Here is a 24,469-nt window from a genome sequence, read left to right on the forward strand (position 1 = left end):
ACCGCCCGCGCCCGGATCCGCCGCCGCGGGTCCGGGCCCTGCCGCCCGTCCGCGCCTCCGGCTCGCCGAGGCCCCGTTCGTACAAGGAAACCCCGCATGACACAGACCACCGCCTCCCACCGCCAGCACGGGCACGGGCTGCGGCGCGGGGCGATGTCGGGCGGCGAGGTCGTCGCCCAGGCCATCGCCAACATCGCCCCGAGCGCGGTCATCGCGTTCTCCGTGGCCGGAATCTTCGCCAGCGCAGGCAACGCGTCCTGGCTGTCGTTCACCCTCGCCACCGTGGTCATCCTCGCCGTCGGCTACTGCATCTCCCAGTTCGCCAAGCGCCGGGCCTCGGCCGGCTCGCTGTACAACTACGCCGCCCAGGGGCTCGGCCCGCTCGGCGCGTACGTCACCGGCATCACGCTGATCATCGGGTGTTTCGGCATCGCGTCCGGCTCCCTGGCCGGCGCCGTCTACCACTTCAACGCCTTCCTGTCCGGGATCGGGCTGACGATCGACAACACGCTGTGGAACGTCGTGCTCGCGATCGTGATCGGCGGTCTCGCCACGCTGTTCACCGTGTGGGGCATCCGGATGTCGGCGCGCATCTCGCTCGTCCTGGAGGTCATCTCGATCGCGATCATCACGGTGATGCTGGTCATCGTGCTGTTCGCCGGGGACGGGCCGGTCTTCGACAGCAGCCAGCTCAGCCTCGACGGCGCCACGCCGCACGGCATCGCGGTCGGCATGGTGCTGGCGATCCTCGGGTTCGTCGGCTTCTCCAGCTCCGACGCCCTCGGCCGCGAGGCGCGCAACCCCTTCAAGGCGATTCCCCGGGCCATCATGTGGAGCGCCGCGGGCGTCGGCCTGCTGTACATCTTCGCCTCGTACACGCAGGTCGCGGGCTACCGCGCCCTGGGTGACCTGGGCACGAGCGGCAACCCGCTGGACGAGCTCGCGGTGGCCGTCGGCATGCCCGGCTGGTTCCGCCCGGTGCTCAGCCTCGGCGTCACGGCGTCGTTCTTCGCGGTCGTGGTCGCCCCGATCAACGTGATCGGCCGCATCGTCTTCGTCATGGGCAAGGAGGGCGTGCTGCCCGCGTCCCTCGGCCGGACCCACCGGACCCAGCAGACCCCGCATCGGGCGATCCTCGCGGTCGCGCCGATCGCCGTCGCCCTGACCGCCCTGCTCTTCGCGCTCGGTGTGGACGGCATGGAGATCGTCGTCAACGTCGACACCTACGGCACGTACGGCTACATGGTGGCCTACGCCGTCGTCGCGCTCGCCGCGCCGATCTTCCTGCGGCGGGAGCGCGCGCGGGCGCGGCTCATCTGGCCGTGCGTGATCGTCTCCGTGGTCGGCATGGCGTACGTCTTCTACGTCAACGTCGTGCCGTGGCCGGCCTGGCCGCTGAACTTCGTGGTCCTCGCCTTCCTCGTCACCGTCGCCGTGGCCCTCGTCTGGTACGGCTACCTCCGCGCGGCCCGGCCGTCGGTCGCCCAGACCATCGGCACGACCGAGACCGACTTCGCCGAGATGGCCTGACGACCACGCCGTGCCCGTTTGCCTTTGACGCGTGGGTCAGGGGTTACCGTCGCGGGGCCGCGCGGCCGCACCGCGCGTTCCCTCCGACACCGTGGGAGTTCCCATGCCAGAAACCCCGCTGCCAGAAACCCCGCCCCGCGTCTCACGGGAGATCCGGCTCGCCGAGGTTCCGTCCGGCCTCCCCGGCCCCGAGCACCTGACCGTCGCCGAGGTCCCGCTGCCCGTGCCCGGGGCCGGCGAGGTCCTGGTGCGCAACCGCTGGTTCCAGGTCTTCCCCTCGCTGCGGACGCTGATCGCCGGAGGCGTGCCGGGCACGCCCTTCCCCCCGCTGCGTCCCGGCGACGCGTTGTTCGGCCCCGCCGTCGGCGAGGTCGTCACCGCCCCGACAGGCGGCCGCCTGCGTCCGGGCGATCTGGTCACGCACTTCCGGGGCTGGCGCGAGTACGCCGCGGTCCCCGCCTCCGCGCCACTGGGTGACTCCCTGCCCGACCCGGCCGCGCACCTGGCGCCGGGCGCCACCGCGTACGCCGCCCTGACCCGGATCGCCCGCCTCCGCGCCGGTGAGACGGTTTTCGTCACCGGGGGCGCCGGAGGCGTCGGGTCGCTCGCCGGGCAGATCGCCCGGCAGCTGGGCGCGGCACGCGTGATCGGCAGCACCGGTTCACCGGCGAAGGCCGGGCGCATGACCGCCGAGCTCGGCTACGACGCGGTCGTGCTCCGCGACGGCGGTCCCATCGGCGCACAGCTGGCCGAGGCGGCGCCCGGCGGCGTCGACGTGGTCGTCGACAACGTCGGCGGCGAGCAGCTCCGGGCCGCGGTGGCCGCGGCGCGGCCGGGCGCTCGCCTCGTCGTGGTCGGCACCCTGGCCACCCAGCTGTCGGCCGCGGCCGACGGCACGACGGCCCCGGTGGAGCTGGACGCCTTCCAGCTCATCGCCAGGAACATCACCGTCCGCGGTTTCACCGGCGTCGACGCCGAGACCGGCGCCGAGTGGACGGAGCGCTTCGGCGCCTGGCTCCGCTCGGGCGCCGTCACCTTCCCCCACGCCCGGATCGCGGGCATCGAACGCGCGCCGCTGGCGTTGCGCGAGTTGTTCGACGGACGGCACGTGGGAACGGTCGTCGTGGAGACCTGAGCGAGGAGGCCCCATGCGGATCGGCGACGCGGCGGCGGCGGCCGGGACCACCCCACGCGCGTTGCGCCTGTACGAGCAGCGCGGGGTGCTCCCGCCGCCCCGGCGTACGCCGGCGGGCCAACGCGAGTACGGCCCGCGGGAGATCGCCCGCATCCGCCTGGTGCGGCAGCTGCTCGCCCTCGGCCTGACCATCGAGGACGTCGCCCGCTGCGCCGACCGCCTGGACCTGCTGGAGGGCGACACGCTCCCGCCGTACGGCAGCCCCGGCTGCACCGGAGGCAGCGGTGTCGTGCAACGCCGGATCGCCGCCCTGGACGCCGAGATCGCCCGCCTGACGGACCTGCGGGACCGCCTCGCCTCATCCGTCGCCGAGCGGCCAGGGACGGATCAGTCGCGGTCCCAGGCGTAGGGATCGACGTAGATGACGTGACCCCCGCGGTCGTCGGTCTCGTCCACGATGTCCTTGCGCGGCTTCGGCGGAGGACTCGCCGCGGGCTTGCGCGGTTTGCCGGAATCGCGGGAGGTGGCCCGGGGCCGCCGCGCGCTCATGTCGTCGAACGTCTCGGCGGCCGCGGCGGCGTGCTCGTCGGTCCAGTCGTCCCTGATCACGGGAATCGGCTGCGTCTCCGCCTCGGTGGCGTCCAGCCAGTGGCCCGGCAGGTGGGCGCCGCGGGTGGGCCGGACCCGGCCGGCCGCCTTGGCGATCACGGCGCCGGCCTTCCGCACCGGCTCGGGCGGGGTGGCCGGCCTCCGGGAGATCAGCCACCAGTTGGCGATGCCGGCCGAGATGCCGGCGGCCACGCCGACCTCGAGCGCGACCGAAAGCGCCACCTCCCAGGGAGACGGCCCGACGGCGGCCAGACCCGCACCGCCGAGCGGGCCGCCCGACAGCGCGGCGAGCGTCCCGGCGACGAGGCCGGTGGTGACGCCGCAGACGAACCCCCACAGGGGCGCGGCCTCGAACGACGGGGTCGGGGCGACCCGGGCCGTCACCACGCCGGCGACGGCCCCGGCCGCGAACGGCACGGCGATCACGCCCATGACCCAGGCGGGCGCCGCGCCGGACGACGGCAGGGCGCCCAGCAGCGGCAGCATGGGCACCGCGCTCAGCTTGACCCCGGTGGGCGCGACCAGTGTCCCGGCGCCCACCGCGAAACCCGGCCCCGAGATGTAGGCCATGCCCCAGATCACGGCGTTGAAGAAGTAGAGGACCTCCAGGAGCAGGAGCAGGAGGCCGCCGACCACTCCGGGGCTGAGGACCTCCGACATCTGCTCGATCCTGGCGAAGTTGACGGCCACTGCCCCGAGGACCAGCACGGCCCCGGCCAGGAGCATCACCGAGATCGCGACGGCCGTACCGGAGACGAGCGACCGTGGCCGCTCGGGGAGCAGGCGCAGCATCGACCGCCACGGCCCGATCGTGCGGGCGGTGGCCACCGACCCGGTGACGAAGGCCAGCAGCAGATGGCTGACCAGCGCCTCCCCGAGGAACGGCCGCATGACCTCGTTGCCGGAGACGAGGGCGATCACCCCGGCGAGCAGCGCGTACGGCGCGGCCAGCGAGATGCCCGCCTGGGCGATGAGCACGAGCTGGGCGCGGCGGCGGGCGTTCTCGACGTCGCGGGGCGTGCCCTTGGGCAGCCGGGCCGGCATCCGCACCCGCAGGTCGGCGTCGCGCGCCATCCACAGGCCGGCCCGGTAGAGCAGCGCCCCGGGCAGGATCATCAGCCCGATGGGCAGCAGGCCCACCCGGCCGCCGGGGATCGCGAAACCGGCGTGGTGGGCGGCGAGCCAGAGCTGGCAGGCCGTACGGAAGACGCCGGGCAGGCCCTCGCCGAACGGCCCGCGGGGCGCGGCCATCCAGCCGATGAGCGTGACCGTGGTGAGCACGGCGAGGCCGACGCCGAGCGTCCCGACCGCGGCCAGCATGCCGGAGACGGGGAGCGGACGGCGGGTCTCCTCGTCGTCGCCGCCCCGGCCGAGCACGGCGCGGGGGGCGGTCCTGAATTGATCGAGAAGGCCCGTCACGCTACCGCATCATCCCAGCCCCGCCGCTCTCCTCCACGCCGCCACGCCGAGGAGTACGCAATCCGGACGCATCGCCGCGCCTACCCGGCAGGGGCCGGAGACGACCGCGACCTTGCGCTCGCACCGCCGCGGCGGTGGGAGCGCAAGGTCGCGGACGACAGCGTGCGCGTGCGCGATCAGCGGCTGGACATGATCTCGCGCATGAGGCGGGCGGTCTCGCTGGGAGTGCGGCCGACGCGGACGCCGACCTTCTCCAGGGCCTCCTTCTTGGCCTGGGCGGTGCCGGCGGAGCCGGACACGATCGCGCCGGCGTGGCCCATGGTCTTGCCCTCGGGCGCGGTGAATCCGGCCACGTAGGCGACGACCGGCTTGGTCACGTGCTCGTCGATGTAGGCCGCGGCGCGCTCCTCGGCGTCGCCGCCGATCTCGCCGATCATCACGATCGCGTCGGTCTCCGGGTCCTCCTGGAACGCCTTGAGGGCGTCGATGTGCGTCGTGCCGATGACCGGGTCGCCGCCGATGCCGACGCAGGTGGAGAAGCCGATGTCACGCAGCTCGTACATGAGCTGGTAGGTCAGCGTGCCCGACTTCGACACCAGGCCGACGCGGCCCTTGGTGGTGATGTCGGCGGGGATGATGCCCGCGTTGGACGCGCCGGGCGAGGCGATGCCGGGGCAGTTCGGCCCGATGATCCGGGTCTTGTTGCCCTTGGAGACGGCGTACGCCCAGAACTCGGTCGTGTCGTGGACCGGCACGCCCTCGGTGATGACCACGCACAGCGGGATCTCGGCGTCGATGGCCTCGCGTACGGCGGCCTTGGTGGCGGCCGGGGGCACGAAGACGACGGACACGTCGGCGCCCGTCTGCTCCATGGCCTCCTTGACCGTGCCGAAGACCGGCAGGCCCTCGTGCGTGATGCCGGCCTTGCGGGCGTTCACGCCGCCCACGACCTTGACGCCGGCGGCGAGCATGCGGCGGGTGTGCTTGGTGCCCTCACCACCGGTCATGCCCTGAACAATGATCTTGCTGTTCTCGGTGAGCCAGATAGCCATTACGCACCTACCGCGGCGAGCTCTGCGGCGCGCTTGGCCGCTTCGTCCATCGTGTCGACCAGCTCGACCCGCGGGAGCGCGGCGTCGGCCAGGATCTGCCGCCCCAGAGCGGCGTTGTTGCCGTCCAGGCGGACGACCAGCGGGTGGGTCACTTCCTCGCCCCGGCTCTGCAGGAGCTGGAAGGCCGAGACGATGCCGTTGGCGACCGCGTCGCAGGCGGTGATGCCGCCGAAGACGTTCACGAAGACCGACTTCACGGACGGGTCGGACAGGATGATCTCCAGTCCGTTCGCCATGACCTCGGCCGAGGCGCCACCGCCGATGTCGAGGAAGTTGGCCGGCTTGGGCTGTCCGGGGAACTCCTCGCCCGCGTACGCCACGACGTCGAGCGTGGACATGACCAGGCCCGCGCCGTTGCCGATGATGCCGACGTTGCCGTCCAGCTTGACGTAGTTGAGGTGCTTCTCCTTGGCCCGGGCCTCCAGCGGGTCCTCCGCGGCCTTGTCGACGTACGCGACGTGCTCCGCCTGGCGGAAGTTCGCGTTGTCGTCGAGGGTGACCTTGCCGTCGAGCGCCTTCACCTGGCCGTCGGCCGACAGGATCATCGGGTTGACCTCGACGAGCGAGGCGTCCTCGTCGACGAACACCGCCCACAGCTTCTCGATCAGCTCGGCGGCGCCGTCCAGCGCCTGCTGCGGCAGGCCGCCGGCCACCGCGATCTCGCGGGCCGTGCCGCGGTCGACGCCCGTCAGCGGGCTGACCGGCACCTTCGCCACCTTCTCCGGCGCGGTGTGCGCGACCTCCTCGATGTCCATGCCGCCCGAGGCGGAGCAGATGGCGAGGAAGGTGCGGTTGGCGCGGTCGAGGAGGAAGGAGAAGTAGTACTCCTCCGCGATCTGGCTGGCCTCCTCGATCAGGACCTTGTGGACCGTGTGGCCCTTGATGTCCATGCCGAGGATCTGCGCCGCCTTCGCGTGCGCGTCGGCGGCGTCGTCGGCCACCTTCACGCCGCCGGCCTTGCCGCGCCCGCCGGTCTTGACCTGGGCCTTGACGACAACGCGTCCGGTGAGCTGCTCGGCAGCCGCCCGCGCCTCCTCCGCGGTGTGCGCGACGATTCCGCGCGGCACCGGGATGCCGTACTCCGCGAAGAGCTCCTTCGCCTGATGTTCGAACAGGTCCACGAGGGTCCGTCCCTTTTGATGTCCGAGGCCGGGCGCCGTCGTCCCGCCCGGCGTTTCCGCGCATGAAGCCTAGTCCCCGTGGCGGCGTGACCACGTCATCGGGTCCCACTGACGCCTTGCCAACAACCCTCAAGTACGGCAAGGTTGGGCAAAATGCCTAAACGGTGGCTGGAACCGCCGAACGCACCCATTCCACGATCTCCTGGGTCGTGGACCCGGGCGTGAAGATCCTGGCGACTCCCATCGTGTGCAGTTCGGGAATGTCGGCATCGGGGATGATCCCACCGCCGAACACCACGATGTCCTCGGCCCCCTCCTCGCGCAGCACCTCGAAGAGCCGGGCGAACAGCGTCATGTGGGCGCCGGACAGGATGGACAGCCCGATGGCCGCCGCGTCCTCCTGGATCGCCGTACGGACGATCTGCTCCGGGGTCTGGTGCAGTCCCGTGTAGATGACCTCCATGCCCGCGTCGCGCAGCGCCCGCGCCACCACCTTCACCCCGCGGTCGTGCCCGTCGAGCCCCGGCTTCGCGACGACGACCCGAATCCTGCCTGCCATGAAGACCTCCCGCAGATGGTGCTCGCTGCCCGAAGCGTAACCGCCGCGCGCCGCCTCCCCGCGGAACGGCCCCCGTCTCCGGAGCCGGTCAGCCGCCCGCCGGACCGTCCCGGAGCAGCGCGCGCAGGCCGTCCACGAGCCCCTGCCTCTCCTGCGGCGTCATCGTGCGCACGGCCGCCGCGAGCGGGTCGTCGTCGCGCCCGGCGTCGTCGCGGCCCGCGCCGCCGGCGGCGGCACGCCCCGCCTCGGTGATCCGGACGTAGACGCGCCGCCGGTCGCGCTGGTCACGCACCCGCGCGACCAGACCCCGGCCCTCGACGCGGTCGAGGAGTTCGGTGGTCGCGGCCCGCGACAGCCGCAGACGCCCGGCCAGGTCGCCCACGGTGAGCGGCCCGTACGACACCAGGTGACGCAGGACCGACACCATTCGGGCGGTGAGATCGCGGCCCGGAAGCAGGCGACCGGACGTGCGCAGTCGCCGGTGGACGGCGGGGTAGAGCCGGGATATCTCCTCCACCGCCGCGTTCTCCTCCATGGCGTCCTTTCGCTACGAACATTTCGCGGCGAAATAATAATCAGCCCGCATACCGGCCCACTAGCTGAAAACTCACAGGAAATGTGGATTTTCGTAACTGTCTTGTGATCATGAGCCGCGAAGATTTCCGGGCTGCCCTCTCGATCATGAGGGCACTTACGGGAGGAATCACTTTGAAGCGAGCAATCATGGCGCTGGCGTGCGCCGCGACGGCCGCGCTCGTGGCGCCCGCCGTCGCCGCCCCCGCGCAGGCTCAGACCTCGGCGCAGGCGCCGGCCCCCGCCGCCGACCCGGTGGCGGCGCTCCGCAAGCAGTTCGTCGCCGGACACGGCGTGCGGTACGTCTCCACGAGCACGATGAGCATCCTCGGCATCCCGGCCATCAAGGTCACCTCGAACGGCGGCTACGCCTTCGGCCGGTCCGGCATCGCCGCCGCCGACAGCACGCAGAAGGTCAAGTACAGCGACCTGCTGAAGGAGGAGGACGAGGACCTGAAGGGCGCGGAGGACCCCGTCCGCACGATCGTCATCGGCAGGACCGTCTACTACTCCGGCGGCGTCTTCGCGGACCTGCTTCCGGAGGGCAAGACCTGGGTGCGGATCCCCGGCCAGCGGCCGGACTCCGCGCTGAGCGCGGGCGGCTACTTCAACGCCGCCGACTGGCGCAGCCTCAAGGCGGTCCTCGCGACCACCAAGGCCAAGGGGCCGGGCGGCAGCGTCAACGGCGCGAAGACCACGCTCTACCGCGGCACCATCACCTTGGGGCAGCTCATGAAGGTCAGCCCGGGCCTGAAGGACGGCCTCGCCGGCCTGGGGAGCAACCCCGGCAAGACCGTGGTGTCCTGGAAGCTGTGGGTCGGCTCCGACCAGCTCGTCCGCCGCGTCTCGGCCACCGCCGACCTGAAGTCGAAGGTCGAGGGCAAGTCGGTCACCTTCACCCTGTCCGACGTCACCACGTTCGCCGGCTGGGGCAGGAAGGTCACGGTCAAGGCGCCGCCGAGGAGCCAGGTCGCCAACCTGAGCGAGCTCGACAGCGACCTGCCGGACACGCAGGGCCCCGTGATCCTGCCCGACTGATCCGCACGATCGGGCACGGCTGAGGCACGGCTGAGGCACGGCTGAACTCCGCGCGGCCGAACCCCGCGCGCGGCGAGGGCCACAGGCGGCCGGTCCCGGGTGATCACACCCAGGGCCGGCCGTTTCGCTCCACCCCGTCGGCCGCGTCCCCGGGCGGCGCGTCCACCGCTCAAACAGCGTCCACCGCTCAGGCGGCGACCGCCGGGGACTGCGGCAGCGCCCGGCGGCGAGCGGAGACGGGTCAGAGCCTGCCGAACAAAAGTTGTCGATCAGAGCTGTCGATCAGAGCTTGTCGATCAGAGCTTGTCGATCGGGGCGTAGGCGAGCAGCAGGGTCTTCTCACCCTCGCTACCGAAGTCGATCTTCACACGCGTCTTCTCGGCCTGGCCGTCCACCGCCACCACCGTGCCGAGCCCGAAGGTGTCGTGGGTGACCCGGTCGCCCGGCGACAGGTTCGGCACCTGCCGGCCGCCGGTCCTCTGCGCGGGAGCCGTACGGGCGGCCGGGCGGGAGGTCGCGGCGGACCAGGCGGTCTTGCCCGGGTCGCCGCGCCAGTCGAGCAGGTCGCCCGGCACCTCCGACAGGAAGCGCGAGGCGGGGTTGAACGACGGCGCGCCCCACGCCGAGCGGACCGCCGACCTCGACAGGTAGAGCCGCTCCTTGGCCCGGGTGATGCCGACGTACGCCAGCCTGCGCTCCTCCTCCAGCTCCTTCGGGTCGTTGAGCGAGCGCATGTGCGGGAAGACGCCGTCCTCCATGCCCGTGAGGAACACCACGGGGAACTCCAGGCCCTTGGCGGTGTGCAGCGTCATCAGCGTGACCACCCCGCCGTGGTCGTCGCCGTCGGGGATCTGGTCGGCGTCGGCGACCAGCGAGACCTGCTCCAGGAAGTCGACGAGCGTGCCCTCCGGGTTGGCCTCCTCGAACTCGGCGGCCACCGAGATCAGCTCGTTGAGGTTCTCCAGCCGGCTCTCGTCCTGCGGGTCGCCCGAGGTCTCCAGCTCCGTCCGGTAGCCGGTGGCGCTCAGCACCTCCTCCGCCAGGTCCGATAACGGAAGCTCCTTGGCGCGCAGCTCGTCCAGCAGGGCGACGAAGTCGCGGATCGCGTTGAGCGAGCGGGTGGCCACCCCCGGCGCCTCGTCGGCCCGGCGCAGCGCCTCCCAGAAGCCGATGCGCTCGCGATTGGCGAACGCCTCCACCATCGCCTCGGCACGGTCGCCGATGCCGCGCTTGGGCACGTTGAGGATGCGCCGCAGCGAGACCGTGTCGTTCGGGTTGGCCAGGACCCGCAGGTAGGCGAGCAGGTCCTTGACCTCCTTGCGCTCGTAGAACCGCACCCCGCCCACGACCTTGTACGGCAGGCCGGTGCGGATGAAGATCTCCTCGAACACCCGGGACGCGGCGTTCGTGCGGTAGAAGATTGCCACGTCGCCGGGGGTGACCCCGTGGTCGTCGCCGAGCCGGTCGACCTCCTGCGCGACGAACATGGCCTCGTCGTGCTCGTTGTCGGCGACGTAGCCGATGATCTTCGCCCCCGCGCCCTGGTCGGACCACAGGTTCTTCGGCTTGCGGCCCTCGTTGCGGGAGATGACCGAGTTGGCGGCGTTCAGGATCGTCTGCGTGGAGCGGTAGTTCTGCTCCAGCAGGATCGTCCGCGCCTCCGGGTAGTCGCGCTCGAACTCCAGGATGTTGCGGATCGTCGCGCCGCGGAAGGCGTAGATCGACTGGTCCGCGTCGCCGACGACCACCAGCTCCGACGGCTCGACGCCCTCCCGCACCACGTCGCCGTCGGCGGTGCGCACCTCGGGCCGGCCGACCAGTTCGCGGATCAGCATGTACTGCGCGTGGTTGGTGTCCTGGTACTCGTCGACCATCACGTGCCGGAACCGCCGCCGGTAGTGCTCGGCCACCTCGGGGAAGAGCTGGAACAGCGTGACCGTCAGCATGATCAGGTCGTCGAAGTCCATCGCGCCGGCCTCGGTGAGCCGCCGCTGGTAGGTGCGGTACGCCTCCGCGAGCGTGCGCTCCAGATGGGTCGAGGCGCGGTCGGCCGCCGTCTCGTAGTCGATCAGCTCGTTCTTGAAGTTGCTGACCTGGGCCGAGAAGGACCGCGGCGGGTAGCGCTTGGGGTCGAGGTCGAGCTCGCGGCACACCATCGCCATGAGCCGCTGGGAGTCGGCCTGGTCGTAGATCGAGAAGCTGGAGGTGAAGCCCAGGCGCTTCGCCTCGCGCCGCAGGATCCGCACGCAGGCGCTGTGGAACGTCATGACCCACATGGCCCTGGACCGCGGCCCGACGAGCTTGTCGACCCGCTCCTTCATCTCGCGGGCGGCCTTGTTGGTGAAGGTGATCGCGAGGATCTCCCCCGGCTGGACGCCGCGCTCCGCCAGCAGGTACGCGACACGGTGCGTGAGCACCCTGGTCTTCCCGGAGCCGGCCCCGGCGACGATCAGCAGCGGACTGCCCTGGTGGGTGACGGCGTCCCGCTGCTGCGGGTTGAGGCCGTCGAGCAATGGATGAGTGGCGGCTCGGGTGGACACTCTCCTTAGGTTATGGCCGCGCACCGACATCCGGGGCCCACTCGCCCGGCAAGTCACGTTTAAGGTGATGTGCCACACCATGAGGAGGCTGCTCGTGCTGGACGAGGCGGAAATCAAGAAGGTCCTGGTGGTCGTCGCGCACCCCGACGACATCGACTTCGGCGGCGCGGGAACGGTCGCCAGACTGACCGACTCCGGCGCGGAGGTCGTGTACTGCCTGGTCACGGATGGCGACGCGGGCGGATTCGACCGGGCGGTGGACAACGGCGGCATGGCCGCGCTGCGCCGCGCCGAGCAGACCGCCGCGGCCAAGTGCGTGGGCGTCGGCGACCTGCGCTTCCTGGGCTACCAGGACGGCACGGTCGAGCAGACGCTCGGTCTGCGGCGGGACATCACCCGGGTGATCCGCCAGGTGCGGCCCGACCTGGTCGTCACCTCGAGCCCCGACCGGAACTACGAACGGCTCGGCCCCAGCCACCCCGACCACCGCGCGGTCGGCGGCGCCACCCTCGACGCGGTCTACCCCGACGCGCGCAACCCGTACGCCTTCCCCGAGCTGCTGGCCGACGAGGGCCTCGAGGCCTGGACCGTCCGCGAGGTGTGGCTCACGGGTGGGATGACCGTCGACCACTACGTCGACGTCACCTCCACGGTGGACCGCAAGATCGCGGCGCTGCGCGCGCACGAGAGCCAGACCGCGCACATCCCCGACCTGGACGGCATGGTCAAGGGCTGGCTCGCCGGCCACGCCGCCGCCGCGGGCCTCCCCGAGGGCTCGTACGCGGAGGCGTTCCAGCGGGTCGTCACCGCCTGAACCCCCGCCCCGGGGCCCTCCGTCCACCCGGGGGTGGAGATCGGCCGCTCAGCGGCCCTGCCCGCCCGGTTCTCCACCCCCGCTTTCCACCCTGGCGCCGATCCGCTCCGCGTCCGTTCTTCCTACGGTTCTACGCATGCAGACAGCGCAGATCATCGTCATCGCCCTCGCCGCGGTCGCCCTCGTGATCTACCGGCAGATGACGCCGCGACCCGCCGCCAGGCGCGTCGGCCTGATCATCTCCGCGGCCCTGGTCCTGGCCGGGCTCGCCGCCGACGGGGACAGGCTCGTCGACCCCCTCCACCCGGTGCTCGCCGTCGCCCTGCTCGCCGCGGGGCTCCTCGTGGCCGTGGGTCTCGGCGCGCTGCGGGCGGCGACCACCCGCGTCTGGCGCGACCAGCACGGCGTGGCGTGGTCGCAGGGCACCGTCATGACGCTGCTCGCATGGGTGGGTTCCATCGCCGTCCGGGTCGCGATGATCTTCCTGACCGCCGTCCTCGGCGTGAACTCGTCCCAGGGCTCCATGCTCCTGTTCATCGGGGTGACCCTCGGCGTGCAGTTCCTCATGGTCGCCCGCCGGGCGAGCGCCCTGCCCGGCACCGCCGTCCCCGGTCTCCAGGCGGCCCGCTAACGTCGGGACGTGCTCAGACGTGACCGCTCGCGCCCTCCCGGCCACCCGGTCGGGAGCCGGGGAGGCTCGGAGGCCCACCGCAGGAACGCGATCGCCGGCGGGTGCCTGCTGGCGGCGGTCACCGCGATGCTGATCGGCGGGCAGGCGACCACCGCACCGGGATTCGGCCTGACGGGCGAGCGGCTCGCCGTCACCGTGCTGACGGCCGCCGTCGCCGTCGTCCTGGCCATGATGATCGTGCTCCGGCTGTGGCCGGCCGTGTTCCCGCGCCGCCGGGACACGGGTCGCGCGCAGGCCGTTCTTCTCGGCCTCGTCATCGTGCCGGCCCTCGTCCTCGACGCGGTCTCGAAGGGTGGCAGCCCGGCCGTCGCCGTGGTCATGTTCGCCACCGGAGCGGCGGCCGTACGGCATCCGCTCAGCCGGTCGCTGCCGATCCTGCTGCTCGCCCTGGCGGGGCTCGGGGCGGTCACCATGGGCTTCATGTCACCCGTGGCCCCCGCGGGACCGGCCGATCGGGGCGTCAGCCTGGGCGTCTCGCTCTGCGTGGTCTTCACGGTCGCCTACGCGATCAGGCAGCGCAGGGCCGCGACCGCCGCGCAGGCGGGCGAGGCCGTGCTGGCCGAACGCGCCAGGATCGCCAGGGAGATCCACGACATCCTCGCGCACTCCCTGTCCGCGCAGATCGTGCATCTCGAGGGCGCCCGGCTGCTGCTGCGCGCCGACCGGTCCGAGGAGGCGCTCGACCGGGTCGAACGCGCCCGCGAGCTGGCCAAGAACGGCCTGGAGGAGGCCCGCAGGGCCGTCGCGGCGCTGCGGGACGACACCCCGCCGCTCCCCGCCGCGCTGGACGCGCTCGTCGAGGAGTTCCGCGAGGCCACGGGCAGGGAGTGCACGCTCGACATCCGCGGCCCGCGACGCCGCCTGCCCCCGGAGATCGAGCTCGCGATGATCCGTACCGCGCAGGAGGCCGTCACCAACGTGCGGCGGCACGCGCCCGGCTCCCCCGTCGCCGTACGCCTGGACTTCCGCGGCGCCGAGTGCGAACTGGAGGTCGTCAACCCCCCGAGTGACGCGCCGGGAACGCCGGGTGGAGGATACGGTCTCGTGGGCATGCGCGAACGGGCCGAGCTTCTCGGCGGCACCCTGGAGGCCGGCGAGGTGGAGGACGGCTTCCGGGTCAGGCTGCGGGTGCCGGCGTGACCGCCCGCGTGCTGGTGGTGGACGACCAGGCCGTGGTGCGCGACGGGCTCGTGCTGCTGCTCGGCCTGCTGCCGGAGATAGAGGTGGTGGGGTCGGCGGCCGACGGCGAGGCCGCGCTCCGCCTGGTCGCTGACGAGCGGCCCGACGTGGTGCTCATGGACCTGCGCATGCCCCGCGTGGACGGTGTGGAGGCCACCCGCAGGATCCGGACCGGCTTCCCGGACACCCAGGTCGTGGTGCTCACGACGTACACCGACGACGAGTCGGTCTTCGCCGCGCTGCGGGCCGGGGCGCGCGGCTTCCTCACCAAGAGCGCGGACGCCGAGGAGATCGCCCGCGCCGTGACCACGGTGATGAACGGCGACGCCCAGCTCGACCCCGGCGTGCAGCGCCGTCTCCTGAGCGCCGTCACCGCCCCGGCCCCGGAAACGCCCGGCCCGGCCGCCGCGCCGGCTCCCCCGCCGCCGGACGGGCTGACGCCGCGCGAGGCGGAGGTCCTGCGGCTCATCGCCCGTGGCCTGTCCAACGCCGAGATCGCCAACGCTCTGTTCATCAGCGAGGCCACGGTCAAGACGCACATCAACAACCTCTTCGCCAAGGCCCGTCTCCGGGACCGGGCCCAAGCGGTCGCGTACGCCTACCGGACCGGCCTGGCCGGCCCCGGCGAGGGCTGATCCAGCCGGCGGGCCACCCGGGCGGCGGCGTAGCCCAGGGAGTTCGTCGCGAGGTGGAGCAGCGCGGGCGCGAGCAGCCCGGCGCGGTGGCGCAGCCCGTGGAACACGAGCCCGGCGAGCGCGGTGGACACCACCGTCCCCGCCACGAGCCGTCCCGTCTCCACCCGGCCACCCCGCCGCCCGTCCACCGGGCCGGGTTCCGGACAGGCCTCGTCCGGGGTCTCCCCGGCGGCCAGGCGGCCGAGGGCCGGGTTGGCCCGGGCCATGTCCATCGCGGGCAGCACGTGCCACAGCCCGAACAGCGCGGCCGATGCGGCGACCGCCGTACCGGCCGGGAGCGAGCGGCCGAGCACGGCGGGCAGCACGCCGCGGAAGCCCGCCTCCTCCAGCAGCACGGTCCCGAACGGCACCTGCACCAGGGCCTCCTCCAGCACCCGGCGGCGCGGCAGCGCCAGCGCGCGCTCGTCCTGGAACAGCGCGCGGGTGCGGGGCAGCGCCACGCCGGCCGCGTACACGGCCGCGACACCCGCGGCGAGCGCGCCCCCGGACACGGCGCCCGCGCGGGCGTCCCGGAAGCCCAGCTCGTGCCAGGTCAGCCCCTCGCGCCGGGCCAGCACCAGCAGTGCCCCCGTCGCGACCGCCGAGGTCACCGGCGCCCACCGCCTGGCGACCCGGTTGTTGAGCACGTTCGCCGCCGCGAGCACCCCGAGACATCCCACCAGCGCAGGCTTCACCCGTCCTCCGTCCCCACCGTCGACGCCCCCGTCAGCATGCCGTACGACGCCTCAGCAGGTCCCCACACCCTCGTTGTAGCCGTGGGCGAAGTACTGCTGGCGCAACTCGGGCGATCCGTGGGCGTCCGGCGCCCACCAGACGTCGGTGGGGTCGCCCGCCGCGCGGATGTTGGTGAGCAGTTCCTCCTCGTCGCCCTGCTCCGCGTTCAGCGCCCCCACGCGGATCAGGCCGCTCAGCGAGGCGCCCGCGTAGCAGTCGGCCTGAAGCTCCCGCTCCACGTTGAAGCGGAAGTCCTCGACGAGCTGCGCCTGCACGGCGTGTCCCAGTTCGTGCGGGATCACCACGTAGACCGCCCCGTCGCCCATCCGGTCGTACATCGCCTCCAGCCAGGCCGCGTCGTAGGCGATGAAGTGGCCGTACGGGCAGTAGAAGGCGTTCTCGGGCACGGCCGGCTGACCACCGCAGGCGGGGCCGCCGCTCCCCCGGTAGGCCACGAAGCGGGTGATCGGGCGGTACGTCTCCCCGCTCTCCCGGAAGCGGCGCGACCAGAACCACTCGGTGAGGCAGCGGGCGAGCTTGATGTCGCCGGGGAAGTCGTCGCCGTCGCCGGCGCAGGGCGTCCTCCCCCCGGACGCCGCGTCGCCCGGCTGCGCCCGATCGGGCGGGGAACCGGTGAGCGTGCCGCAGGAGGCGAGCAGGGTCACTGCTAGCAGGAAGGCGGCGAGTACACGGCGGGTCATTTCCGTCTGGCTACCCATTTAGGCGACAAAAATTTGCGCGCCGCCCATGCCGGTCACCGATCCGGGAACTTCACATACCCCAGGTGTGGACGGGCTCGTTGGTGTGCATGTGCTGCAGGTAGCGCAGGGTCATGCGACGCAGCGCCTCGTGGTCGCCGCCGAACGCGCGGGCCGTCCTGACCTGCCAGTCCGCGCCCGTACGGCCGGTCACGCAGCGCCGCTCGATGATGCCGAGCAGCCGGTCGCGCTGGACCGGGTCGACCTCCCACAGGTCGAGCCCGTGGTAGGCCATCGGCAGCAGCCTGCGCAGGATCAGCTCGGCGGCGGGCACCTCCCCCAGGCCCGGCCAGTAGAGGCGGGCGTCGAGGCCGTACCTCGCGGCGTTGCGGAGGTTGTCCTCCGCGGCGGCGAAGGACATGCGCGTCCACACGGGCCGCTCGGCCGAGGGAAGCACGCGCATGAGCCCGTAGTAGAAGGCGGCGTTGGCCGCGATGTCGACCACCGTCGGCCCGGCCGGCAGCACGCGGTTCTCCACCCGCAGGTGGGGGACGCCGTCCGAGACGTCGTAGACGGGCCGGTTCCACCGGTAGACGGTGCCGTTGTGCAGCCGCAGCTCGTGCAGCTCGGGCACCCCGCCCTCGTCCAGCACCTGCCTCGGGTCCTCCTCCTCGCACAGGGGCAGCAGCGCGGGGAAGTACCGGACGTTCTCCTCGAACAGGTCGAAGACCGACGTGATCCACCGTTCCCCGAACCACACGCGCGGCCGCACGCCCTGGGCCTTCAGCTCCTCGGGCCGGGTGTCGGTGGCCTGCTCGAACAGGCTGATCCTGGTCTCGCGCCACAGCTCCTTGCCGAACAGGTACGGCGAGTTGGCCGCCACCGCGACCTGCGGACCGGCGATGACCTGGGCCGCGTTCCAGTGGTCGGCGAAGGTCCCGGGGCTGACCTGCAGGTGGAGCTGCACGCTCGTGCACGCCGCCTCGGGGGTGATGCTGTCGGCGTAGGTGTCGAGCCGGTCCACCCCCTCGATCATGAGGTGCAGGTCCTCGCCCCGGGCGGCGAAGATCTGCTCGTTCAGCAGCTTGTAGCGAGGGTTGGCCGACAGCGTCCCCTCGCTGACGTCGGTCTCGCGCAGCGTCGGCAGGATGCCGACCAGCATGAGCTGCCCGCCGACCCGCGCCGCCCGCTCCTGCGCCCGGTTGAGGCGCAGCCGTACGGACTCCTCCAGCAGGCGGCTGCCCTCGCCGGACAGCACCTGCGGCGGGATGTTGATCTCGACGTTGAACTGCCCCAGCTCCGTCGCCCAGTCGGGCTCGGCGATGGCGGCCAGGACCTCGGCGTTCTTCATCGCCGGCTCGCCCCGGGAGTCGACCAGGTTCAGCTCGATCTCCAGGCCCATCTGGGGCCGGTCGAACCCGAACCGCGACTCCCGCAGCATCTCGTCCAGGACGTCCAGCGACAGCTTCACCTTGTCCCGGTAGCGACGGCGGTCCTCCCGGGTGAAGGAGACGGAGGGTACGTCACGGCCCATTCATCGAGCGTCGCACGCCGGAGGGCGATCGCACCAGACGGGGTTCAGACCAGACGTCGTGCGGTGGCCCAGCGCGACAGCTCGTGACGGTTGGACAGCTGCAGCTTGCGCAGCACGCTCGACACGTGCGTCTCGACGGTCTTCACCGAGATGAACAGCTCCTTGGCGATCTCCTTGTAGGCGTAGCCCCGGGCGATCAGCCGCAGCACCTCGCGCTCCCGCTGGGTGAGCGAGTCGAGCTCCGGGTCGATGGGCGGGGCCTCCGTCGAGGCGAACGCGTCGAGGACGAAGCCGGCCAGCCGCGGCGAGAAGACCGCGTCGCCCTCGGACACGCGGATGATCGCGTCGGTCAGCTCGGTGCCGCTGATCGTCTTGGTCACATAGCCCCGGGCGCCGCCCCGGATGACCCCGATCACGTCCTCGGCCGCGTCCGACACCGAAAGGGCGAGGAAACGCACCTGCGAGCCCGAGCCGAGCACGCGCCGCAGCACCTCCTGGCCGCCGCCGCCCGGCATGTGCACGTCGAGCAGCACCACGTCGGGCTCCAGCTCGGCGATCGCCTTCACGGCCGACTCCACGTCCTCGGCCTCGCCGATCACCTGGATCGAGGGCCCGAGCTCGGCTCGTACGCCGGAGCGGAACAGCCGGTGGTCGTCGACGATGAGCACGCGTACGGTCTTCATTTTTCCCTCTTCATGGTCAGCATGACCTCGGTTCCGTCGCCGGGCTCGGTCCTGACCCGGGCGCTTCCCCCGTTGCGCTCCATCCTGCCGATGATCGACTGGCGGATGCCCATCCGGTCCCCGGGGACGTCGTCGAGCACGAAGCCCTTGCCCCGGTCCCGGATGAACACCGTCACCTCGTCGGGCTCGACCTCGGCGTAGACGGAGACGGTCGGAGCCCCACTGTATTTGCACGCGTTGACCATCGCCTGCCGGGCGGCGTGCAGCAGGGCCACCAGGCCCTCGTCCAGCTCGCAGTCGCCCACGCAGACGACCTCGATCTGCACGCCGTGGGCGTCCTCCTCCTCGGCCGCGACCCGCCGTACGGCCGCGGCGAGAGAGGCGTCGGCGTCCTGCTTGGGCTGGTACAGCCAGTTGCGCAGCTCCCGCTCCTGCGACCGGGCGAGCCTGGCGACCTCCCGCGCGTCGTGCGCGTTGCGCTGGATCAGGGTGAGCGTGTGCAGCACCGAGTCGTGGACGTGGGCGGCCACCTCGGCCCGCTCCTCCTGCCTGATGCGCTCGGTGCGCTCACGCTGAAGCTCCTTGACGAGCGAGGCCAGCCAGGGCGCGGCGATCATCAGCATGCCGCCGACGACGACCGCGGTGAACACGAGCCCGGTACTGGCCTTGGCCAGCTCGCCGCTCGCGGCCAGGAAGCCGATCGCGCCCACGACGACGAGCAGCGCCCCGATGCCGGTGCGCACCCAGGTCGTGCTGACCTGCTTGACCGCGCCCGACATCCACCGCTGCCGCCGTCCCGGATCGGCCTGCTGCCACAGGATCAGCGCGCCGATGCCGCCGACCGCGATCGGCCACATGCCGAACCCGCCGCTGGAGGCGCCCGTCAGCCAGGCGAAGCTCGCCAGGGCCAGCCACAGCACGCCGTACGCGGCGAGCTGGCCCCAGTCGCGGGCCGGCTCGCGGCCCTTCACCTCCTCCTTGGGGGTGAACATCCACAGCGCGGCGTACGCCACGAGGCCCAGCCCGTCCACGACGGTGAGCAGCACGAACGCGAGACGCAGCACGACGGGGTCGAGCCGCAGTTGGGCGGCGGCGCCCTGCGCGACGCCCGCGACCACCCGGCCGGGAAGGGGCCGGACCATCCGGGGGTACGCCGCTGGGGCGTTAGGCATCTCAGACATCTCGGGAAGCATCGTCACACGTCACCGGCCATAAGCGCATCAGGGCATGCCCTGACGCCGTCCCTGAGGGGTCGGGGACGAGTCAGGGGTTCCCCCGATGGCAGGGGTACGGCGGGCGACGCCAGGATGGGACCATGACCGAGGCACCATCGACCCCCGCTTCCGATCCAGCCGGCCCGCCCGAATCCGAGAAGGTGCTGTGCCGCTCCCGGGACGGTCGCATGATCACGGGTGTCTGCGCGGGCCTCGGCAGGTTCACGGGCATGGACCCCGTGCTCTTCCGGGTCGGTTTCGCGGTGCTGGTCCTCGCCTCCGGCACCGGCGTCCTGCTGTACGTCGCGGCGTTCCTGCTGATGCGCCAGCCGGACGGCGGCCCCGGCCACCTGGAGCAGTGGACCCGGCGGCTGTTCGACGCCGAGACCGTGCTCGCGCTGCTCGCCGCGGTCTTCGCGTTCGGCCTGATCATCAACGTCGCCTCCGGGGGGATCAACCGCGGCACGATCGTGGTCGGCACGCTGCTGGCCATCGTGCTGATGGCCGCTCACGCGCGCGGCGTCGACCTGCTGACGATGGCCAAGTCGATGCCCGACCGGGCGACCGGACGGCGCGGCATGACCCGTGCCGCCCCGAATTTCGCGCCCTTCGCTCCGCCGCCCGCGCGGGAGCCGTACGGGGCCGGCGTGCCCGGGGCGGGAGCGCCGCTGCGGGAGACGCCGCTGCGGGAGACGCCCGCGCCGACGCCGCCCGGCGCCGCCGGGCAGGCGCCCGCGACGGGATCCGCGGAGCCCGGCCCGGCCGCCCCCGGCGCGACCGCGGACGACACCGCGATCCACGACACGACCGTCATGGGGGCGGCCGTGGACGACACGCTGGTCCAGGAGGCCGTCGCCGGGGACGCGGCGGCGCGCGCCGACGGCGACCCGCCGACCCGGCCCTTCGAATCCGTCGCCCGTCTGGCCGCGGAGCCCGCGCCCGGCCCGAACGCCCCCGGCCCGAACGCCCCCGGCCCGATCGGCTCCGGCGCGGACGTGCCCGGTGCGGACGTGCCCGGTGCGGACGTGCCCGGCCAGGCCCACCAGGGATCGGACCGCCACGGGGCGCCGTCCGGCTGGGCGCCCGGATCACCGGGACCCTCCGTCTCCGCGCATCCGGCCGGCGACGGCTACCGGCGGCTGTCCGACCTGGCCCGCGAGGCGCGGGAGGGCACGTACGGCCACGGTGGCGCCGAGAACGCCCGGCACGGCGCGCTGGGGCACCGAGCCGGGGGCCACGGATACGGATCGGGAGAGCCCTTCGCCCCGCACGGCCCCTACACGATGCGGGAGCCGCGCCAGCCCTACGGCTCGCCCTACGCGCCGGGCCCCTACACGCCTGCGACGCCGCCGCCTCCGCGGCCGCCGAAGCCCAGGCGTCCCCGGTCGTTCGTCGGCGGCCTCACCATCTGCCTCGCCCTGATCGTTGGAGGGATCTTGGTCACCATGGAGCGGACCGGCTCGGGCACGGTCGGCCTACCGGTCGTCGGGGGGGCGGTCCTCGTCACGATCGGGGCGGGCCTGCTGGTGGCGACGTGGTTCGGCCGGGGCGCTGGGCTCGTCGCCGCCGGGACGATCGTGGCCCTCGTACTGGTGGGGAGCTCGACCATGAACGGCATCCCCCGCAAGATCGGCAGCTTCGTCTGGCACCCCGTCGGCTCCGTCCAGTCGCCCGGCACGTACGAGCTGGGGATCGGCGAGGGCAAGCTCGACCTCAGCGACGTCACGCTCAAGCCGGGCGGCCGGGTCAGGTTCGACGCCTCGGTGTCGCTGGGACAGCTCACGGTGATCGTCCCGTCCTCCGCCCGCGTCGAGGTGCACGGCTCGGCCAAGCTGGGCGAGGTGAAGATCGACCACAAGGTCGAGGACGGCACCGACGTGCGCTTCGACCGCATCCTGGAGCCGGAGACGCCCGTCGAGGGCGACGCGCCCACGATCGAGCTGCACGTCAAGGCCGGACTCGGCGACGTGGAGGTGCGCCGTGCCGCGTGAGTCCCGGCCCGAGCGCCCGCGCCGGGTGCACCGTACGGACTGGATGTCCCTGCTGTGCGGCCTGCTGTTCATCGGCATGGGCATCCGCTATCTGACCGGGCCCGACCCCGACGCGGTCGTCATGGCGCCCATCCTCGTCGGAGGGCTCGGCTTCGCGGCCTTCGTGGCCATCCTCGCCAAGGTCATCCGCCGCTGATCCGCTGATCTCGCTTCCGGCCGGTGCCGCGTCCGCGCGGTGCCGGCTGTTCGGCATTTCCCGGCGAACCGCTGACAGGAGCATACTCAGTATGCATACTGAGTATTTATGTCGGTACGACACGGCCTGCTCGCTCTGCTCAGCCGGGGCCCGCGCTACGGCTACCAGCTCAGGGCCGAATTCGAGGCGTCCACGGCGACGACCTGGCCGCTGAACATCGGGCAGGTCTACACGACGCTGTCCCGCCTCGAACGCGACGGCTTGGTGGCTCGCGACGACCAGGGCGACCGGGACGAGCAGGGCCGGGTCCGGTACGCCATCACCCCCGAAGGCCGCGACGAGCTCGGCCGGTGGTTCGCCAAACCCGTCTCCCGGGCCGACCGGCCGCGCGACGAGCTCGTCATCAAGCTCGCGATGGCCGTCACCACGCCCGGCGTGGACGTGGCGGCGGTCATCCGGGCCCAGCGGTCGGCGACGATGCGTGGCCTGCAGGAGCTCACCCGCGCCAAGCGGAGCCTCGACGCCTCCGCCGAGACCGCACAACGCCTGGTCGTCGAGTCGATGATCTTTCATGCCGAGGCCGAGCAGCGCTGGCTCGACCACTGCGAAACCGTCCTCGCCCGTCCCTCCGAGGAGAATCCGTGACCGAAGACCGATCTCCGGGCCGGTTACCCGAACCGGACGGCCACCCGGTCGTCCGTCTGACCGGTGTCGTACGCGTCCACGGCGAGGGAGCACAGGCCGTGACCGCCCTGGGAGGCGTCAGCCTGGACGTCCACGCCGGCGAGCTGGTCGCGGTCATGGGCCCGTCCGGGTCCGGGAAGTCCACCCTGCTCAACCTCGCCGGCGGGCTCGACCGCCCGACGGAGGGGTCCGTGCTCCTCGAAGGCCGCGAACTGCGCGCACTGTCGCCCAAGCGGCTGGCGGAGTTGCGCCGCCGGAGCGCCGGATACGTCTTCCAGGACCTCAACCTCATTCCGTCGCTGACGGTCGCCGAGAACGTCGCGCTGCCGCGCGAGCTGGACGGCGTCCGTACGGCGCAGGCCAGGCGGGAAGCGATGGAGGTGCTGGAGGAGATCGGCCTCGCGGACCTGGGCGACCGGTTCCCCGACGATCTGTCGGGCGGGCAGCGGCAGCGGGCCGCCATCGCCCGGGCGCTCGTCGGCGAGCGCCGCCTGCTCCTCGCGGACGAGCCGACCGGCGCCCTCGACACCCGGACCGGCGACGAGATCGTCCAGGTGCTCCGGCAGCGCGCCGACGCGGGGGCGGCCGTGCTGCTGGTCACGCACGAGCCCCGCTACGCGGCCTGGGCCGACCGCGTCGTCTTCCTCAGGGACGGACGGATCACCGACTCGTCCGGCGTGGACGGCACAGACGGCACAGACGCGGGCGGCACGGACGGCACGGACGGCTTGGGCGGTCTGGGCGCGGTGAGCGCCCGATGAGGGGCCTGCGCGCGGCGCTGCGGATCTCGCGCCGCACCGCCTGGCGCGCCAAAGGACGCAGCGCGCTGATCCTCGCGATGCTCGCGCTGCCCGTCGCCGTGGCCACCTTCGCGCTGACCGCCCTGGCCACCATGTTCGCCGAGCAGCACGGGCACTACGCACTCGGCCGGGCCGACGCGCTGGTGCAGGGCGCCCACGGGTTGGATATCAGCCAGGACGTGTGGGGAGGGGAGGTCCACGCGGCGCGTCGCACGAACGTCACGCCGTACACACGGGCGGAGATCGCCGGGCTCCTCCCCGGCAGCCGTCTGATTCCGGTGTCACAGCAGTTCGTCCGTTATCTCGCCCCCGGAGGCTACGAGACGGGCACCATCCGGCAGCTGGATCTGCGCGACCCGATGTCCCTGGGCACCTTCCGGCTCACGGAGGGCAGGATTCCCGTGGCTCCCGGTGAGGCCGTCATCTCCGCCACCAGGCTCGACGCGCAAATGAGGCCGGGCGCGACGCTCCTCGCCGGGGATGACCGGCGGCCGCTGCGGATCGTCGGCGTCGCCCTGTTCGCGGCGACCGGGATGTGGCCCGACGTCGTCGCCTTTCCCGGCAGCCTGCCCGAATCCGCCTTCGAACTCGCCGATCCGGGTCATCTGACGCACAGCTGGCTCGTGGACACACCCCGCCCGCTGTCGTGGGCCGACGTCCGGCGGCTCAACGCTCGCGGCCTTCTGGTCGTCAGCCGGGCGGAGGTCGAACGCGCTTCGGCGGCCGAGCCGCGCTACGACCTGAGAGTCGACTCCTCCACCCTGCCCGTGCTCCCGTGGACCGAGATCGCGCTGTTGCAGGTCGTCCTCGCGGCCGGGCCGGCCTTCGCAGTCGGCCGACGGCGCCGGGCCCGCGAGTTCGCGCTCGCCGCCGCGCAGGGCGGCTCCCCCGCGCAGCTCCGCATGATCGCACTGGCCGACGGCCTGCTCTTCGGCGTCGC

At 72.6% G+C, this 24,469-nt stretch carries 23 protein-coding genes and 1 pseudogene; 13 read left to right on the plus strand and 11 right to left on the minus strand.

Translation table 11 applies throughout. The annotated features are described in order from the left end of the window. Positions 1–96: 96 nt before the first annotated feature. The 3 genes from AB0J39_RS25545 to AB0J39_RS25555 all read left to right on the plus strand — a co-directional run bounded on the left by AB0J39_RS25545 (position 97) and on the right by AB0J39_RS25555 (position 3,074). Positions 97–1,530: an APC family permease gene (locus AB0J39_RS25545; RefSeq protein WP_363468896.1), complete on the plus strand. Its 1,434-nt coding sequence runs from the start codon at positions 97–99 to the stop codon at positions 1,528–1,530. A 103-nt stretch (positions 1,531–1,633) separates the two neighbouring features. Then, the gene (locus AB0J39_RS25550) at positions 1,634–2,665 is read left to right on the plus strand and encodes an NADP-dependent oxidoreductase (protein WP_363468898.1); all 1,032 of its coding nucleotides are present in this window, start codon (positions 1,634–1,636) and stop codon (positions 2,663–2,665) included. A 13-nt stretch (positions 2,666–2,678) separates the two neighbouring features. Next, positions 2,679–3,074, plus strand: coding sequence for a MerR family transcriptional regulator (locus tag AB0J39_RS25555; RefSeq protein WP_363468900.1), 396 nt, complete (start codon positions 2,679–2,681; stop codon positions 3,072–3,074). Here AB0J39_RS25555 and AB0J39_RS25560 read toward each other — a convergent pair. From AB0J39_RS25560 to AB0J39_RS25580, 5 genes are all read right to left on the minus strand, one after another. Continuing rightward, positions 3,053–4,693 (minus strand): DUF6350 family protein, encoded by a 1,641-nt coding sequence (locus AB0J39_RS25560; protein ID WP_363468902.1) that lies wholly within the window; start codon positions 4,691–4,693, stop codon positions 3,053–3,055. The genes AB0J39_RS25555 and AB0J39_RS25560 overlap by 22 nt on opposite strands. Positions 4,694–4,869: 176 nt before the next feature. Continuing rightward, a complete protein-coding gene (gene sucD, locus AB0J39_RS25565; protein WP_363468904.1) occupies positions 4,870–5,745 on the minus strand; it encodes a succinate--CoA ligase subunit alpha in 876 nt (291 codons plus the stop codon). After that, the gene (gene sucC, locus AB0J39_RS25570) at positions 5,745–6,926 is read right to left on the minus strand and encodes an ADP-forming succinate--CoA ligase subunit beta (protein WP_363468905.1); all 1,182 of its coding nucleotides are present in this window, start codon (positions 6,924–6,926) and stop codon (positions 5,745–5,747) included. The genes sucD and sucC overlap by 1 nt, the downstream gene beginning before the upstream one ends. A gap of 157 nt (positions 6,927–7,083) precedes the next feature. Further along, positions 7,084–7,485, minus strand: a complete 402-nt coding sequence (locus AB0J39_RS25575; RefSeq protein ID WP_363468906.1) for a cobalamin B12-binding domain-containing protein — start codon at positions 7,483–7,485, stop codon at positions 7,084–7,086. An 88-nt stretch (positions 7,486–7,573) separates the two neighbouring features. After that, positions 7,574–8,020, minus strand: coding sequence for a MarR family transcriptional regulator (locus AB0J39_RS25580; protein WP_363468908.1), 447 nt, complete (start codon positions 8,018–8,020; stop codon positions 7,574–7,576). A gap of 173 nt (positions 8,021–8,193) precedes the next feature. On the opposite strand from AB0J39_RS25580, the gene AB0J39_RS25585 reads away from it, so the two are divergent. Then, on the plus strand, positions 8,194–9,096 hold the full coding sequence (locus AB0J39_RS25585; RefSeq protein WP_363468910.1) for a hypothetical protein: 903 nt from the start codon (positions 8,194–8,196) through the stop codon (positions 9,094–9,096). A gap of 296 nt (positions 9,097–9,392) precedes the next feature. On the opposite strand, the gene pcrA is transcribed toward AB0J39_RS25585, so the two are convergent. Beyond that, positions 9,393–11,666, minus strand: a complete 2,274-nt coding sequence (gene pcrA, locus AB0J39_RS25590; RefSeq protein WP_363468912.1) for a DNA helicase PcrA — start codon at positions 11,664–11,666, stop codon at positions 9,393–9,395. Positions 11,667–11,715: 49 nt separating this feature from the next. On the opposite strand from pcrA, the gene AB0J39_RS25595 reads away from it, so the two are divergent. From AB0J39_RS25595 to AB0J39_RS25610, 4 genes are all read left to right on the plus strand, one after another. Then, entirely contained in the window at positions 11,716–12,450 is a 735-nt protein-coding gene (locus AB0J39_RS25595) for a PIG-L deacetylase family protein (RefSeq protein ID WP_363468914.1), read from the plus strand. A 136-nt stretch (positions 12,451–12,586) separates the two neighbouring features. Then, positions 12,587–13,081, plus strand: coding sequence for a hypothetical protein (locus AB0J39_RS25600; RefSeq protein ID WP_363468916.1), 495 nt, complete (start codon positions 12,587–12,589; stop codon positions 13,079–13,081). Between the two features lie 9 nt (positions 13,082–13,090). Next, on the plus strand, positions 13,091–14,281 hold the full coding sequence (locus tag AB0J39_RS25605; protein ID WP_363468917.1) for a sensor histidine kinase: 1,191 nt from the start codon (positions 13,091–13,093) through the stop codon (positions 14,279–14,281). Next, a complete protein-coding gene (locus AB0J39_RS25610; protein WP_363468919.1) occupies positions 14,278–14,955 on the plus strand; it encodes a response regulator transcription factor in 678 nt (225 codons plus the stop codon). Before AB0J39_RS25605 ends, AB0J39_RS25610 begins: the two co-directional genes overlap by 4 nt. Here the strand turns inward: AB0J39_RS25610 and AB0J39_RS25615 are convergent. The 5 genes from AB0J39_RS25615 to AB0J39_RS25635 all read right to left on the minus strand — a co-directional run bounded on the left by AB0J39_RS25615 (position 14,919) and on the right by AB0J39_RS25635 (position 19,825). Continuing rightward, positions 14,919–15,689 (minus strand): CPBP family glutamic-type intramembrane protease, encoded by a 771-nt coding sequence (locus AB0J39_RS25615; RefSeq protein WP_363468921.1) that lies wholly within the window; start codon positions 15,687–15,689, stop codon positions 14,919–14,921. The genes AB0J39_RS25610 and AB0J39_RS25615 overlap by 37 nt on opposite strands. Before the next feature lie 51 nt (positions 15,690–15,740). Then, positions 15,741–16,430 (minus strand): neutral zinc metallopeptidase, encoded by a 690-nt coding sequence (locus tag AB0J39_RS25620; protein ID WP_363468923.1) that lies wholly within the window; start codon positions 16,428–16,430, stop codon positions 15,741–15,743. A gap of 70 nt (positions 16,431–16,500) precedes the next feature. After that, complete coding sequence (locus AB0J39_RS25625) at positions 16,501–17,961, minus strand: glutamate--cysteine ligase (protein WP_363468925.1); 1,461 nt, start codon at positions 17,959–17,961, stop codon at positions 16,501–16,503. A gap of 44 nt (positions 17,962–18,005) precedes the next feature. After that, complete coding sequence (locus tag AB0J39_RS25630; protein WP_169985309.1) at positions 18,006–18,644, minus strand: response regulator transcription factor; 639 nt, start codon at positions 18,642–18,644, stop codon at positions 18,006–18,008. Beyond that, complete coding sequence (locus AB0J39_RS25635) at positions 18,641–19,825, minus strand: PspC domain-containing protein (RefSeq protein ID WP_363468926.1); 1,185 nt, start codon at positions 19,823–19,825, stop codon at positions 18,641–18,643. Before AB0J39_RS25635 ends, AB0J39_RS25630 begins: the two co-directional genes overlap by 4 nt. 134 nt (positions 19,826–19,959) lie before the next feature. Between AB0J39_RS25635 and AB0J39_RS25640 the strand changes: the two genes are divergently transcribed. The 5 genes and pseudogenes from AB0J39_RS25640 to AB0J39_RS25660 form a co-directional block, all read left to right on the plus strand. Next, positions 19,960–21,849, plus strand: a complete 1,890-nt coding sequence (locus tag AB0J39_RS25640) for a PspC domain-containing protein (RefSeq protein ID WP_363468928.1) — start codon at positions 19,960–19,962, stop codon at positions 21,847–21,849. Continuing rightward, on the plus strand, positions 21,839–22,045 hold the full coding sequence (locus tag AB0J39_RS25645; RefSeq protein WP_169985145.1) for a hypothetical protein: 207 nt from the start codon (positions 21,839–21,841) through the stop codon (positions 22,043–22,045). The genes AB0J39_RS25640 and AB0J39_RS25645 overlap by 11 nt, the downstream gene beginning before the upstream one ends. A 108-nt stretch (positions 22,046–22,153) precedes the next feature. Next, a complete protein-coding gene (locus tag AB0J39_RS25650; RefSeq protein WP_363468930.1) occupies positions 22,154–22,690 on the plus strand; it encodes a PadR family transcriptional regulator in 537 nt (178 codons plus the stop codon). Then, complete coding sequence (locus tag AB0J39_RS25655) at positions 22,687–23,490, plus strand: ABC transporter ATP-binding protein (RefSeq protein ID WP_363468932.1); 804 nt, start codon at positions 22,687–22,689, stop codon at positions 23,488–23,490. The genes AB0J39_RS25650 and AB0J39_RS25655 overlap by 4 nt, the downstream gene beginning before the upstream one ends. After that, positions 23,487–24,469: pseudogene (locus AB0J39_RS25660) on the plus strand (ABC transporter permease); the annotation flags it as partial. The gene AB0J39_RS25655 and the pseudogene AB0J39_RS25660, both read left to right, overlap by 4 nt.

The organism is Microbispora sp. NPDC049633 (assembly GCF_040675265.1).
Lineage (GTDB): Bacteria > Actinomycetota > Actinomycetes > Streptosporangiales > Streptosporangiaceae > Microbispora > Microbispora maris.

Coding starts and splice junctions, on each gene's coding strand:
- AB0J39_RS25640 (WP_363468928.1), top strand. CDS start 19,960: ATGACCGAGGCACCATCGACCCCCGCTTCCGATCCAGCCGGCCCGCCC.
- AB0J39_RS25550 (WP_363468898.1), top strand. CDS start 1,634: ATGCCAGAAACCCCGCTGCCAGAAACCCCGCCCCGCGTCTCACGGGAG.
- AB0J39_RS25580 (WP_363468908.1), bottom strand. CDS start 8,020: ATGGAGGAGAACGCGGCGGTGGAGGAGATATCCCGGCTCTACCCCGCC.
- AB0J39_RS25545 (WP_363468896.1), top strand. CDS start 97: ATGACACAGACCACCGCCTCCCACCGCCAGCACGGGCACGGGCTGCGG.
- AB0J39_RS25600 (WP_363468916.1), top strand. CDS start 12,587: ATGCAGACAGCGCAGATCATCGTCATCGCCCTCGCCGCGGTCGCCCTC.
- pcrA (WP_363468912.1), bottom strand. CDS start 11,666: ATGTCGGTGCGCGGCCATAACCTAAGGAGAGTGTCCACCCGAGCCGCC.
- AB0J39_RS25620 (WP_363468923.1), bottom strand. CDS start 16,430: ATGACCCGCCGTGTACTCGCCGCCTTCCTGCTAGCAGTGACCCTGCTC.
- AB0J39_RS25625 (WP_363468925.1), bottom strand. CDS start 17,961: ATGGGCCGTGACGTACCCTCCGTCTCCTTCACCCGGGAGGACCGCCGT.
- AB0J39_RS25635 (WP_363468926.1), bottom strand. CDS start 19,825: ATGTCTGAGATGCCTAACGCCCCAGCGGCGTACCCCCGGATGGTCCGG.
- AB0J39_RS25630 (WP_169985309.1), bottom strand. CDS start 18,644: ATGAAGACCGTACGCGTGCTCATCGTCGACGACCACCGGCTGTTCCGC.
- AB0J39_RS25555 (WP_363468900.1), top strand. CDS start 2,679: ATGCGGATCGGCGACGCGGCGGCGGCGGCCGGGACCACCCCACGCGCG.
- sucD (WP_363468904.1), bottom strand. CDS start 5,745: ATGGCTATCTGGCTCACCGAGAACAGCAAGATCATTGTTCAGGGCATG.
- AB0J39_RS25595 (WP_363468914.1), top strand. CDS start 11,716: ATGAGGAGGCTGCTCGTGCTGGACGAGGCGGAAATCAAGAAGGTCCTG.
- AB0J39_RS25575 (WP_363468906.1), bottom strand. CDS start 7,485: ATGGCAGGCAGGATTCGGGTCGTCGTCGCGAAGCCGGGGCTCGACGGG.
- AB0J39_RS25650 (WP_363468930.1), top strand. CDS start 22,154: ATGTCGGTACGACACGGCCTGCTCGCTCTGCTCAGCCGGGGCCCGCGC.